The following is a 13,019-nucleotide window of genomic DNA, read 5'->3' on the forward strand; positions in this document are numbered from 1 at the left end:
CGTCGCGCCCCGGCGCCGGTATCGTCCTGCGTCGGGGAGGCGATCATGAGCTACGCACGACAGATCCGGCCGGTCATCGATCGGGTGTACGTCGGCGCCCGCTGGGCGGCGCGGGCGCGGATGGAGGCGTTCTACGCCGAGCGGGGCGTGAACCTCGGCTACGAGAACAGCTTCTTCTCCGGGGTGCTGGCCCGGCCGATGCCGGCCGACGCGCTGGCCGACGGGCTGGTCTACACCGACGGTGACATGAGCCGCGAGCTGGCCCAGGGCGTGACCAAGGTGGACGCCGAGGGCACCTGGCACCTGACCGAGCTGGGCCGGGAGCTGGCGCTCTTCGCGCAGCGGGCAACCGCCGTGGCCGCCGAGGAGCTGTGGTCCGCCAGGTCCGGCATGCTGCCCGGCCTGGCCTCGGTGCCCCGGCTGGCCGAACTGGTCGGCCGGGTGCTTGCGCACGGTCTGGCCACCGGCGGCCCGGCGTTCCGGGCCATGACCCCGCCCTACGAGCCGGACGACGCCGCACCGGCGATGCTGCTGACCACCCGCCTCGGCTCGCTGCGCCACCACCGCGCTGACGCGCACCGGGCGGCGTGGCGCGCCGCCGGGCTGACCGCCGAGCAGATCAGGTCGCTACCCGACGGGCCCGGGCGGCAGGCGATCGAGGCCGACACCGACCGCCGCGACGAGCCGGCGTACGCCGTGCTCTCCGCCGACGAACGCCTGGAACTCCTCGCCGGCCTCGGCGCCCTGCCGGGCTAGCGGGCGACCGCCTCCGGCGTGCCCAACGCGAGCGCCCTGGCGTGGCGGATCGCGGCGGGTGTGTCCGGGAAGACCAGCCCCTCGCGGCGCAGCTCGTCGGCCACCCCGAGGGTGCTGAGCACCTGGTCGTGGCCGGGGGTGATGCCGGAGAGCAGCACGGTGATGCCGCGTCCGCGCAGCCGGCGGATCGCGTCGCCGAGGACGTGCGCGCCGGTGGCGTCGATGGTCGACACCCGGGACATTCGCAGGATGACCACCCGGACGTCGGCGACCTCGGAGAGTTCCAGCAGGAAGGTGTGCGCGGCGGCGAAGAAGAGCGGCCCGTCCAGCCGGTACGCCACGATGTGCTCGGCGAGCAGCGCGTGCTCCTCGGCGCTGTGCTCGCCGCGGTCGAGGGGGACCTGTTCCAGCCTGGCGCTGCGGGCCACCGCGCGCAGCGCGAGGACGACCGCCACGGCGATGCCGACCGCCACCGCGGTCACCAGGTCCCAGATCACCGTGACGGCGAAGGTGAGCACCAGCACGACCGCGTCGCCCCGGGTGGCCCGGGCGAGCGCCCAGAGGGAGCCGGCCTCCACCATCCGGACGGTGGTGGCCAGCAGCACGCCGGCCAGCGCGGCGAGGGGGATCCGGCCGACCAGCGGCGCGGCGGCCAGCACGATCGCCGCGAGGGCGACGGCGTGGGTGAGGGCGGCCAGCTTCGAGGCCGCCCCGGCCCGGACGTTCACCGCCGTGCGGGCGATGGCGGCGGTCGCCGGGATGCCCCCGAAGAGCGGCGAGGCGAGGTTGGCCAGGCCCTGGCCGAACAGCTCCCGGTCCGGGTCGTGGCGTTCGCCGACGGTCATCCCGTCCGCCACGGTCGCCGACAGCAGGCTCTCCAGCGCGGCGAGCGCCGCCACCGCGAGCGCCGAGGGCAGCAGCACGCCGACCGCGTCGAGGTCGAGGAAGCCCAGCGACGGCGCGGGCAACACCTGGGGCAGGGCGCCGATCCGGACCAGGTCGACCGGGGCGAGCTCGGCGAGCACGGTCGCGGCGGCCACCCCGAGCAGCGAGAACGGCAGCCCGGGCCGCCACCGGGCGCCGAGCAGCAGCAGCGCCGCGACGCCGAGGGCCACCGCGAGAGCCGCCGGCTTCGGATGTACGACGAACCGGCCGACCGCGTCCGCGGCCACCGCCCAGACCTTCTCGCCGTGGGCGCCGGTCACGCCCAGCGCGGCGGGCACCTGTTGCAGGGCGATCACCACCGCGATGCCGGCGGTGAAGCCCTCGATCACCGGGGTGGGCAGGTAGCGGACGTACCGGCCGAGGCGAGCGAGGGCGAGGGCGATCAGCACCAGGCCGGCCATCGCCCCGACCATGAGGACGCCGGTGGGGCCGAAGCGCTGCACCACCGGCACCAGCACCACGGTCATCGCCCCGGTGGGGCCGGAGACCTGCAGGTTGGAGCCGCCGAAGACCGCCGCGACCGCCCCGGCCACCACGGCGGTGACCAGGCCGGTCTGGGCGCCCAGCCCGGAGGTGACGCCGAAGGCCAGGGCCAGCGGCAGCGCCACCACCGCCACGGTCAGCCCGGCCAGCAGGTCCCGCCGGGGCGAGCGGCGCACGGCCGCCCAGTCGGTCCGGCCGGGCAGCAGCCCGAGCATCCGCTCCCGGACGAAGGTGGCTGCGCTCACCGGCCTTCTCCGGCGGAGCGCAGCTCGTCGAGGAGGCCGTCCCGGTCGGTGAGGACCGCGCCGAGGATGCGCCGCCCGGCGGCCAGCAGATCGGCCACGTCGGGGGTGCTGAGCGCGTACATGACCAGCGGGCCGTCGCGGTGCGAGGTCACCATCCCGGCGCGGCGCAGCACGGCGAGCTGCTGGGAGAGGTTGGACGCCTCGACGTCGATGGCCGCGAGCAGGTCCCGGACCGGCTTCGGGCCGTCCTGGAGCAGTTCGAGCACCCGGATCCGCACCGGGTGCCCGAGCGTGCGGAACAGCTCGGCCTTGGCCTGGTACAGCGGCACCGACATGAACGCCCCCCTTTCGCCCTGAAGACTTTAGCACTTGAAGAATTCTTCAAATCATCGAGCGCGGGGGTGGGACCGGTCGAGGACAGGTGAGCGGAGAGCGATATGACTGAGAGGCATAAATATGACGCAGAGGCATATCGCTCTCCGCGGTACCCGTCGCGAACGTCGCTACCAGGAGTGACCACCCGGGCCGCGAGGTCCCGTCCGGGCGGCCCCCTCCTGTACGCGAGGCGTGAAGAGGGGACCCCTGCCTTCAGATGTCGTTGACGCAGCGCAGCACCGGGCGGGCGGTCAGCGCCGCCGGGTCCAGCGGCGCGTCGGCCCGCACGGTGAAGGTGGTCGACTCCCCCGGCAGCAGGGTGACCAGCGCCTGGTCCACCTGGGCCGACGGGTCGAGCCGGTCGGGGAAGAGGGCCAGGTCGCGCAGCACGGTCCGGGCGGTCACCCGGACCCGCTGGCCGTCCTCCCCGTGCTCGACCACCGCGTCCAGCTCCGCCGCCGGCCAGTCGACCTGCCGGTCCTCGGCGAAGAACCACAACGCCCGCTCCGCCTGGTCGCCGGCGTCGGCGACCAGCAGCTCCCGCCGGGCCTCGTCCGGCCGCGCCAGCTCCGCCGGCAGCGCCAGCACCACCGCGCCGTACGCGGGGACGTCCAGCTCCACCGAGGTCTTCGCCCTCGGCTCCCCGCCCAGGGTGATCCGGGTGACCGTGGCCGGCGCGCGCCACGGCTCGCCGGTGTCGTTCACCGCCACCACGGCCAGCCCGCCGTCCCGTGGCTGCACGGTGAACAGCCGGTCGGCGTACGCCCGGCGCAGCGCGTACCAGAGCGGCTTGCGCCGGCCGTCGCCGTCCACGGCCGCCCAGGAGGTGACCGGCCAGCAGTCGTTGAGCTGCCAGACGATGGCGCCCATGCACACCGGGCGGTGCGAGCGGAAGTGCTCCACCCCGAGCTGGATGGCCCGGGCCTGGTTGAGCTGGGTGAGGTAGTGCCAGTCGTCGAAGTCGGCCGGGGCGGGCAGGTGCGCGTCCAGCCCGCGCTGGAGCTTCCGGTCCCCGTCGGTCGCCTTCTGGTGGTGGGCCATGCCGGGCGAATCGTGAGCGAGGGGCTCGTCGGAGATGGCCCGGCGCAGCGTCGCGTACGCCGGGGGCGCCTGGTAGCCGAACTCGGCGACGAAGCGCGGCACGTACTCCCGGTACTTCGTGTAGTCGTCGTTGTTCCAGACGTCCCAGATGTGCATGGTGCCGTGGGCCGGGTCGTTCGGGTGCACGTCGTCGCTGCCCGACCAGGGGCTGCCCGGCCAGTACGGCCGGGTCGGGTCCAGCTCGCCGACGATCCGGGGCAGCAGGTCCAGGTAGTAGCCGCGACCCCAGGTGTGGCCGGCCAGGGGCTCCTGCCAGTCCCAGTCGTGCCAGCCCCAGATGTTCTCGTTGTTGCCGGTCCAGAGCACCAGCGACGGGTGCGCGGCCAGCCGGGTCACCTGCTCGACCGCCTCCGCCTCGACCTCGGTGCGGAACGGCTCCTCCTCCGGGTACGCGGCGCAGGCGAAGAGGAAGTCCTGCTGCACCAGCAGGCCGAGCTCATCGGCCAGCTCGTAGAAGTCCGCCGACTCGTACCGGCCACCGCCCCAGACCCGGAGCAGGTTGATGTTCGCGCCGGCCGCCTGGTCGAACCGCTCGGCCAGGCGCTGCCGGGTCACCCGGTTCGGGAAGGCGTCGTCGGGGATCCAGTTGACGCCGCGAACGAAGACCGGCACGTCGTTGACGTGCAGGGCGAACGCGGAGCCGTGCGCGTCGGGGGCGGTGTCGAGGCGTATCGAGCGGAAGCCGATCCGGCGGGACCAGCCGTCCAGCGCCCGGCCGTCGGCGGCGCGGAGGGTCACGTCGAGGTCGTACAGCGGCTGCTCGCCGTACCCCCGGGGCCACCACCGCTCCGGGTCGCGGACCGTGAGGGTCAGCACGGCCGTGCGCTGCCCTTCAGGGATCGTCGCCTCGCCGGCCGCGCCGGCGACCGTGGTGCGGACGGTGACCGGCGCGTCCGTGGCCCGCTCCACCTCGACGTGCAGCTCCACCCGGCCGGTGTCGCCGTCCACGGTGACCAGGGGGCGGACCGCGCCGAGCCGGGCGGTGGACCAGGCGTGCAGCCCGATCTCCTGCCAGATGCCCGCCGTCACCACGGTCGGGCCCCAGTCCCAGCCGAAGTTGCACGCCGTCTTGCGGATGAAGTTGAACGGCTCCGGGTAGGCGTTCGGCCGGTCACCGAGCCGGTCCCGGTGCGCCTCGGCGTAGCGGTACGCCGAGTCGAAGCGCACGGTCAGCGTGTTCGAACCCGGCTGCAGCCTCGACCGGACGGCGAACCGGTGACCACGGTGCATGTTCTCGGTGCGGCCGACCTCGGTGCCGTTGAGGGTGACCGCGGCGACCGTGTCCAGCCCGGCGCAGACCAGATCCACCCGGTCGTCGTCGCCGGGCTGCCAGTCGAAGGTCGTCTCGTAGACCCAGTCGGTGCGCCCGATCCAGGACAGCCGGGTCTCGTTGTCGTCCAGATAGGGGTCGGGGATGAGGCCGGCGGCGAGCAGGTCGGTGTGCACGCAGCCCGGCACGGTCGCCGGCACCGCCCGGTCGGCGATCTCCGGCGGCACCTGCGGACCGGGTACGGCCCGCAGCACCCAACCCTCGTGCAGCGCTTGACGGCTCACGACTTCACCGCGCCTTCCATGATTCCGCGGACGATCTGCCGTCCACCGACGAAGAGCATCACCAGCAGGGGGCGTCAACTGTTGCCTCCACGCTAACGGGGGAACCTCACCGGTTGAGTAGGCGTTGGTATGCGTTGGTGACATTAAAAGAGTGGCTTGCGGTGTGGGTGGTGCATTGTGACGGGGGATCAGGCGGTCGGCGGGTCGGTGCCGTGTGGGGTGTGGCGTTGGTGGTTGCGGGTTTACGTCCTACCGGGTGGTTATCGTGCTGGGCGTGGCGGGCCGGGAGCGGTTGAGTGTGGTGCAGGCGTACCGGTTCGCGTTGGACCTGACGGCCCGACAGGAGCGGGTGGTGTTGGCTCATGCTGGTGCGGCGCGGGTGGCGCACAACTGGGCGCTGGCCCGGGTCAAGGCGGTCATGGACCAGCGGGCCGCCGAACGCACTTACGGCATCGACGAGGCGGGCCTGACCCCGACGCAGGGCTGGTCGCTGCCGGCGCTGCGCAGAGCGTGGAATCAGGCGAAGTCCGATGTGGCGCCGTGGTGGGCGGAGTGTTCGAAGGAGGCGTTCAACACCGGCCTGGACGCGTTGGAGAACTGGTCCGACTCCCGCACCGGCAAGCGGGCCGGACGCCGGGTGGGGTTCCCGCGTTTCAAGTCACGACGCCGGTCGACCCCGTCGGTGCGGTTCACCACCGGGGCGATCCGCGTGGAGCCGGACCGTAGGTATGTGGTGTTGCCGCGGCTGGGCCGGTTGAAGCTGCACGAGTCGGCTCGTAAGCTCGCCCGCCGGCTGGAGGCGGGCACCGCCCGGATCGTGTCGGCGACGGTGCGCCGCGATGGTGGCCGCTGGTATGTGTCGTTCACCTGCGCGGTGCAGCGCACCCAGGGTATGCCGGCCTGCCCGGATGCGACGGTCGGTGTCGACCTGGGGGTGACGCATCTGGCGGTGCTGTCCACCGGTGAGGTGGAGCCCAACCCGCGCCATTTGGACGCCGCCGCCCGCCGGATGCGGCGTCTGGCCCGGCGCGCCTCTCGCCGGGTCGGCCCTGACCGGCGCACCGGCCGACGTGCGTCGAAGCGGTGGGAACGGGCGTCCGCCCGGCTCGGCCGGGCGCACGCGCGGGTCGCTCATCTGCGCCGTGACGGTCTGCACAAGCTGACCAGCCGGCTCACCCGCGAGTACGGCACCATCGTGGTGGAAGACCTCCACGTGGCCGGGATGCTCGCCAACCGGCGGCTGGCCCGGCGCATCGCCGACGCCGGGTTCGCCGAACTACGGCGGCAACTGGCCTACAAGACGGGGTGGAACGGCGGGCGGCTGGTGGTGGCCGACCGCTGGTACCCGTCCTCGAAGACCTGCTCGGGCTGCGGCGCGGTGAAAACCAAACTCGCCCTGTCCGAACGCACCTACACCTGCACCACGTGCGGCCTCGTCCTGGACCGGGACGTCAACGCCGCACGGAACCTGGCCGCGCTGGCGGCCACCGTCGCCGGGAGTGGCCCGGAGACGCGAAACGGACGTGGAGCCGACCGTAAGACCCGCCCCGGCGGGCCGGTGGCCGTGAAACGTCAACCCGGCACCGCCACCGCGGGTAAGACCGGGACCGAACGCGCCGGCCAGCACCCGGCGGTAGATAACGTAGTTGCCGCTGGCCAGGTCGGAGACCGCCACCATCGAGGTCGGGAAGTCGGTGCCGCTCAGCGTGATCAGCGGCCACTGGAAGTCGTTCCAGGTGGCCACGAAGGTGAGCAGCCCGAGCACCGCCTGAACGAACGGACTCAGCGGGAGGTCGACCGGAACTCCTCGAACCACGCCTCCACCCGCTCCGCGGTCGCCGGCCGGGCCAGCGCGAACCCCTGCCCGTACCGGCAGCCGGCCCGGCACGCCCCGGCGACCTGGGCGTCGGACTCCAACCCCTCCACCACCACGTCCACCCCCAACCGGTCGCCGAGGCTGACCACCACGTCGATCAGCGGCCGCCGCGCGTCGCCGGCCGTCCCGACCAGGTGCGGGCCGACCTTGAGCAGGTCGATCGGGAGCCGGCGCAGCTGCGCCAGGGAGGCGTGCTCAGCCCGGAATTCGTCCAGCGCCGTCCGCACCCCCAGCGAGCGGAGCCCGGCCAGCCGGGCCACCACGGTCGGCAGCTCGGCGGCGACCGCCGGCTCCGCCACCTCCACCACCAGCCGGTCCGCGGGCACGCCGTACGCGGCCAGCGCGGTGGCGGTACGCGGCACGAAGTCCGGCGCGGCCAGCTCCCGGAGCCCCACGTTCACCGACATCCAGAGCTCCCGGCCGCCCTCGGACCACTCGGCGAGCTGCCGGCAGGCGCGGTCGAGCACCCAGCGGCCCACCTCGCCGACCAGGTCCAGGTCCTCGGCCACCGGCAGCAGTTCGGCGGGGAGCACCGTGCCCAGCACCGGGCTGCGCCAGCGCAGCAACGCCTCGGTGCCCACCGGAAGCCGGTCCGCGAGGGCCAGCACCGGCTGGTAGACCAGGTCCAGCTCGCCCCGGGCGACCGCCCCGGGCAGCTCGCGTTCCAGGTCCAGCCGGCGGACCAGCTGCTCCTCCAGGTAGGCGTCGTACCACTCGACCCGGTCCCGGCCGAGCTGCACCGCCCGGCGGCGGGCCAGGTCCGCCTGGCGCAGCACGTCCTCCGGGTCACCCCCGGCGGTCTCCGCCAGCCCGACGCTGGCCTGCAGGCGCGCGGCCCCGCCGGGCAGCGGGTACGGCTCGGTGAGCGCGGTGAGCAGCCGGGTGGCCAGCGCGTACGCCAGCACTGGCCCGACGTCGGTGAGCACCGCGAACTCGTCCCCGGCCAGCCGGGCCACCAGGTCCCCGGGCCCGCAGCCGGCCCGGAGCCGCTTGGCGACCTCGACCAGCACCTCGTCGCCCACCGCGTGCCCGGAGCCGTCGTTGACCACGCCCAGCCCGTGCAGGTCGACGACGAGCAGCGCCCCGGGCGGCGAGCCCGGGTCGCGGCCGGCCAGCCCGCGCAGCAGCTCGCGACGGTTGGCCAGCCCGGTGAGCTGGTCGGTGGCGGTGAGCCGGCGCACCGTCCGGGCCAGCCGGTCCCGGTCGTCGAGGTGGCCGACGAGTTCCCGCAGCCGCGCCTCCCGGGCGGTGAGCCGCTCGGCGTGCCGGCGATGCTCCGCGGCGGTCAGCAACTCCTGCAGGACCACCGGCGGGATCACCGCCAGCCCGAGCGCGATGGCCGGGGCGCCGAATTCCCCCACCGCCCAGAGGTGGTGGCCGGCGGCGAGCGCGGCGATGCCGGCCGGGGCGGTCACCCGGGGCCAGGTCGCGGGCGGCCCGTGGGGGCGGCGGGTCTCCCCGGCCGAGGCGCGTCGGGCCCCCGCGGCGGTGAGCAGCGCGCCCGCCACCAGCGGCGGCACCACGACGAGGACGGCGCGCTCCGGCGCCGGGTGGGCCAGCAGCACCACGAGACCGGCCAGCCCGGCCAGCGTCGCCGCCGCTCCGGACAGGCAGAGCGCCGCGCCCGGGCGGCGCCAGCGGTCGGCCAGCGCGGCGACGAGCAGCACCGCCAGCCCGGCCGCGCCGGCGACGCTCACGGTCCGGGCCAGCGCCGGCACCGGGCCCGCCGGCAGCAGCACCCAGCCGGCGAAGACCAGGCTGACACCGAGGCCCACAACGTCCACGGTCCGGCGAAGCCGTTGCGGGCCGGCGAGCCGGGAGCGTCCGGGCAGCCGGAGCAGACCCACGGCCTGGAGCGCGGCGACAACGGTCAGCCCGACCAGGACGACCGGCGGTCGGTGCGCCGGCTCGGTCAGCGGCAGCACGGCGACGGTGAGCCCGGCCGCCAGCACCGCCGCGTCGAGGATCGCGACGGTCCGGCGGGACGGCGCGAGCCGTCGGGCCCGTCGCCCGCCCGGCCGGCCCGCTCCGGGCGTCGCCGCCGGTCCGGGCTGGACGCGGACCGGCGGGTGGGTGGGGCCGACGAGCGGCACGCCGACCCCGGCGGGCGGGGCCGGAGCTGGCACGGCGGGCGGGGCCGGGGCGGCGGACGGGACACCCGCCAGCCAGGAGAGCCGGACGCAGGCCAGCGCGGAAGCGGCCGCGACGGCGAGCGCCAGGGCGGCCGACGGCGGGACGAGGTCGGCGGCGCCGGCCAGGACGAGCAGCGCGCCGACCGTCAGCACGACGAGGTCGGGCGGCGACGGGCGGCGACGGTGATCGCCGGAGGGGTACGCGACGGACACGACGGTCGCCTTCGTGAGGGGGCACGGGGCGGTGCGTTACGGAACAACGTGCGAGGTGTGTCGGCGGTACGGGCGACGGTGGGGTGCGGCGGGCCCGCCGGGCGGCAACCCGGCGCGACCACGCGAACCAACGATTCCTACGACGAGCGGTTACGAGTCCACTCGGTGACGCCGGTCACATCGCCCGTGCCGCCGGGCGCTGCCCGCCCGACCGGAAGCGGGCCAGGCCGAGGTGCGATCATCAGGGGGTGAGTGCCGCCGACACCGTCCGCTTCCGGCCCAACCAGGCGATCCTGGTCGCCGCGATCGTCGCGTTCATCGGCGCCCTGCCGCTGGCCACCGCCCGCTGGTGGCTGCTCTGGGTGCTGCTGATCCCGCTGGCCGTCGCGGTCTGGGCATGGCGGTCCGGCACCGAGGCCGACCCGCGTGAGCTGCGACTGCGGGCGCTCGCCGGGCAGCGCCGGATCGCCTGGAAACGGGTCGCGGCGCTGGGCGCCGACGAGCGGGGCCGGGTGGTCGTCCGGCTCGACGACGGCGAGCGCCTGGTGCTGCCCGCCGTCCGCGCCGCCGATCTGCCCCGGCTGATCGCCGCCACCGGGCAGGAACTGCCCGACAGCACCCGCTGACCGGGCCGGTTCAGTAGCCGTCCACCACCCGGTTGATCAACGGCTCGCCGGCCGCGAACCGGCGCAGCTGCTCCCCCACGAGCCGGTACGCCCGCGGCAGCAGGCCGCGCACCGAGCCGGCGACGTGCGGGGTGAGCAGCACGTTCGGCAACGTCCACAGGGGATGGTCGGCGGGCAGCGGCTCGGGGTCGGTGACGTCCAGCGCGGCCCGGAGCCGACCGGTGGTCAGCTCGGCGACCAGCGCCGACGTCCGGGCCACCGGGCCACGGGCCGCGTTGACCAGCAGCGCGCCGTCGGGCATCGCGGCGAGGAACTTCTCGTCGACCAGCCCCCGGGTCTGCTCGGTCAGCGGCACCAGCAGCACCACCACGTCGGCCGCCGGCAGCAGGCCGGGCAGCTCGTCCACCCCGTGCACCCCCTCGGCGGGCCGGGCGGTGCGGGCGACCAGGGTGAAGGTGACCTCGAACGGGGCCAGTCGGGCCTGGACCGCCGCGCCGATCGAGCCGGCTCCGACGATCAGCACCCGCTTGCCGGCCAGCTCGTCGGTGGGGGCCACCTCGTCGTACGCCCACTCGCGGCGGCCCTGCGCCCGGGCCAGCGGACCGAAGCCGCGCAGCTGGGACAGCACGGCGGCGACCACCCACTCGGCGGTGGCCGAGTCGTGCACCCCGCGGGCGTCGCAGAGCGTGACCCCCTCGGGCATCCGGCCCACCCAGGCGTCCGCCCCGGCGGAGAGCAGCTGCACCACCTCGAGGTCGGGCAGCTCGGCCAGCAGGGCGCCGGCGCCGGGGCCCGCGAGGAACGGCGGCACCCAGAACCGCACGTCGTCCGGGGCGGACGGGAGCCGGGCCGGTTCCTCCATCACCTCCACGGTGGCGCCTGGGGGGAGTTCACCGAGGAGGGCCTGACCGGCGCGGTGCGGGATCCATAGCTTCACGACCGCCGACGATAACCGCCGCGCCCGCCGGCGGCGCGCGGTGTCCCGATTTGCCGGTCATCCCGGTGATGCGCGCTGGGAGGCGGGCAACGTGACCATTGGCGCCTTGCTCTGGTCGCCATCTGGAGGCGCGACGGCGTGGTACTACTGCCTCAATGCTGGCGCAAAGCCGACAGAACGGACGAGCAGATGACGAGTAGGACGGGCGAGCTCCTGCGGAGACCGGAGGAGCCACAGCGGGCGACGTTCCTGGAACTGTTCTTCGACCTGGCGTTTGTCGTCGCGCTCACCCAGCTCTCCCAAGGGTTGGCCGATGATCTCAGCTGGCGCGGCGCCTTCCAGACGCTCGTGCTGCTGCTGGCCACGTGGTGGGTCTGGTCCATCACGGCGGCGGTAACCGACAGGTACGACCCGCAGCGGCCGGCGATACAGCTGCTGGTCCTCGCGACCTTGGGCGGCACTCTAGTGATGGCCGCCGCGGCGCCCCAGGCGTTCGGCAAGCGAGGCCTGATCTTCGCAGGCGCGTACGTTGCCATCCAGATCGGCCGCGGCTTCGCCCTCCTGCTCGCCCTGCGGGGCCACGAACTGAAGCGCAGAATCGGACGGTCGCTGTTCTGGTTCGGTGTGTCCGGGGTGCCGTGGATCGCGGGGGCGATCGCGCACGGTACGGCGCGCGGGGTGCTATGGACGCTGGCGGTGGCCGTGGACTACGCGGCATTCGCGCTCGGCTGGCCCACGCCCGGGCTGGGCCGCTCGCCAAGGACGGAGTGGTCAGTCGCGGCCGAGCACCTGGCCGAGCGCTACCGCCAGTTCTTCATCATCGCACTCGGCGAGTTGATCCTGGTCACCGCGTTGACCCTCGGTCGCAGCGACTTCGCGGCGGACCAGACCGCAGCGTTCTTGGTCTCGATCGCCACCACCGTGCTGCTCTGGCGGATCTACATCTACCGCGCCGGGGAGGTACTGGCCGCGGCCATCGAAGCATCCTCCGCCCCACTCCGCCTCGCCCTCTCGGCGACATACGCCCACATAGTCATGGTGGCCGGCATCGTCGTCACCTCCGTCGGCGACAAATTCGCCATCACCCATCCACTCGGACACACCCAACCGGGCTGGATCGCCGTCATCCTCGGCGGACCCGCGCTGTTCCTGGCCGGACGTGCCCACTTCGAGTACGCCGTGTACGGCCGGGTGTCCCGGGATCGGCCGATCGGACTGCTCGTGCTGGCCGCCATAGCCCCGATGATGCTCCTCGTACCGCCGCTGATGGCCGCCCTCGCCGCAACCGCAGTCCTCACCGCAATCGCGGTCGCCGACACGACCCGCGCCCGGCGGCGCCCATCCGCACCGCCCTCGCCACCCGGCGAGCCGGAAGTGTCACCCACGTCTTGAGACTGTTCTGGTGACCCCAAACCAAAAACAAGAAGAAGGCAGATGAGGCAACTGGAGGCCAAGGCCGATCAGTCAGCGGACGCGAAGGCTGCCGCCGAGCTGGTCCGGCCGGCCAAGGAACAAGGGCTGTCGCTGACCGGGCCAGATGGGCTACTCAAGCAGCTGACCAAGACAGTCCATACCTTCACGGCCGCCGACGATAACCGGCGCGCCCGCGGGCGGCGCGCGGTGTCCCGATACGCCGGTCATACCCGGTAAGGCGCGCCGGGAGACGGGCAACGTGACCATGACGACTGCGGTGCGACCGAGATGCCGGAGCGCCCCGCCGGGTATAACCGATGACGGAACGTCGGCCGGCGTTCCCACGCCCGCAGACAGGTGGCC

Annotated in this window: 10 protein-coding genes and 1 pseudogene; 6 read left to right on the top strand and 5 right to left on the bottom strand. The window is 74.2% G+C overall.

What is annotated here, in order from left to right; all coding sequences use genetic code 11:
- Window positions 1-45: 45 nt before the first annotated feature.
- Window positions 46-756 (top strand): hypothetical protein, encoded by a 711-nt coding sequence (locus OG799_RS21575; RefSeq protein ID WP_406036949.1) that lies wholly within the window; start codon window positions 46-48, stop codon window positions 754-756.
- Here OG799_RS21575 and OG799_RS21580 read toward each other — a convergent pair.
- From OG799_RS21580 to OG799_RS21590, 3 genes are all read right to left on the bottom strand, one after another.
- Window positions 753-2,399, bottom strand: coding sequence for a SulP family inorganic anion transporter (locus OG799_RS21580; protein ID WP_406046366.1), 1,647 nt, complete (start codon window positions 2,397-2,399; stop codon window positions 753-755). The genes OG799_RS21575 and OG799_RS21580 overlap by 4 nt on opposite strands.
- Window positions 2,400-2,425: 26 nt before the next feature.
- On the bottom strand, window positions 2,426-2,764 hold the full coding sequence (locus tag OG799_RS21585) for an ArsR/SmtB family transcription factor (protein WP_406036950.1): 339 nt from the start codon (window positions 2,762-2,764) through the stop codon (window positions 2,426-2,428).
- A 253-nt stretch (window positions 2,765-3,017) separates the two neighbouring features.
- Window positions 3,018-5,459 carry a glycoside hydrolase family 2 protein gene (locus OG799_RS21590; protein ID WP_406036951.1) on the bottom strand — a complete coding sequence of 814 codons (2,442 nt, stop codon included), beginning with the start codon at window positions 5,457-5,459 and terminating at the stop codon, window positions 3,018-3,020.
- A 301-nt stretch (window positions 5,460-5,760) separates the two neighbouring features.
- Between OG799_RS21590 and tnpB the strand changes: the two are divergent.
- Window positions 5,761-7,023, top strand: a pseudogene (tnpB, locus tag OG799_RS21595) (IS607 family element RNA-guided endonuclease TnpB); the annotation flags it as partial.
- Window positions 7,024-7,105: 82 nt separating this feature from the next.
- Window positions 7,106-7,231 (top strand): hypothetical protein, encoded by a 126-nt coding sequence (locus OG799_RS21600; RefSeq protein WP_406036952.1) that lies wholly within the window; start codon window positions 7,106-7,108, stop codon window positions 7,229-7,231.
- A gap of 10 nt (window positions 7,232-7,241) precedes the next feature.
- Here OG799_RS21600 and OG799_RS21605 read toward each other — a convergent pair whose 3' ends face one another.
- A complete protein-coding gene (locus OG799_RS21605) occupies window positions 7,242-9,680 on the bottom strand; it encodes a putative bifunctional diguanylate cyclase/phosphodiesterase (RefSeq protein ID WP_406036953.1) in 2,439 nt (812 codons plus the stop codon).
- Window positions 9,681-9,928: 248 nt separating this feature from the next.
- Here OG799_RS21605 and OG799_RS21610 point away from each other — a divergent pair, with 248 nt between their 5' ends.
- Window positions 9,929-10,306, top strand: a complete 378-nt coding sequence (locus tag OG799_RS21610) for a PH domain-containing protein (protein WP_406036954.1) — start codon at window positions 9,929-9,931, stop codon at window positions 10,304-10,306.
- A gap of 10 nt (window positions 10,307-10,316) precedes the next feature.
- Here the strand turns inward: OG799_RS21610 and OG799_RS21615 are convergent, their stop codons facing one another.
- On the bottom strand, window positions 10,317-11,243 hold the full coding sequence (locus OG799_RS21615; protein WP_406036955.1) for a 2-hydroxyacid dehydrogenase: 927 nt from the start codon (window positions 11,241-11,243) through the stop codon (window positions 10,317-10,319).
- Window positions 11,244-11,432: 189 nt separating this feature from the next.
- Between OG799_RS21615 and OG799_RS21620 the strand changes: the two genes are divergently transcribed.
- Both OG799_RS21620 and OG799_RS21625 read left to right on the top strand, forming a co-directional pair.
- Entirely contained in the window at window positions 11,433-12,635 is a 1,203-nt protein-coding gene (locus OG799_RS21620) for a low temperature requirement protein A (RefSeq protein WP_406036956.1), read from the top strand.
- 42 nt (window positions 12,636-12,677) lie between these two features.
- Window positions 12,678-12,893, top strand: a complete 216-nt coding sequence (locus OG799_RS21625) for a hypothetical protein (RefSeq protein WP_406046516.1) — start codon at window positions 12,678-12,680, stop codon at window positions 12,891-12,893.
- Window positions 12,894-13,019 lie beyond the last annotated feature (126 nt).

The sequence above is a fragment of the Micromonospora sp. NBC_00898 genome, from assembly GCF_045207895.1.
Lineage (GTDB): Bacteria > Actinomycetota > Actinomycetes > Mycobacteriales > Micromonosporaceae > Micromonospora.

What these genes read in the sequence shown, in the direction of transcription:
- OG799_RS21580 (WP_406046366.1), bottom strand. Translation starts at nt 2,399, where the DNA reads ATGCTCGGGCTGCTGCCCGGCCGGACCGACTGGGCGGCCGTGCGCCGC.
- OG799_RS21585 (WP_406036950.1), bottom strand. Translation starts at nt 2,764, where the DNA reads ATGTCGGTGCCGCTGTACCAGGCCAAGGCCGAGCTGTTCCGCACGCTC.
- OG799_RS21575 (WP_406036949.1), top strand. Translation starts at nt 46, where the DNA reads ATGAGCTACGCACGACAGATCCGGCCGGTCATCGATCGGGTGTACGTC.
- OG799_RS21620 (WP_406036956.1), top strand. Translation starts at nt 11,433, where the DNA reads ATGACGAGTAGGACGGGCGAGCTCCTGCGGAGACCGGAGGAGCCACAG.
- OG799_RS21625 (WP_406046516.1), top strand. Translation starts at nt 12,678, where the DNA reads ATGAGGCAACTGGAGGCCAAGGCCGATCAGTCAGCGGACGCGAAGGCT.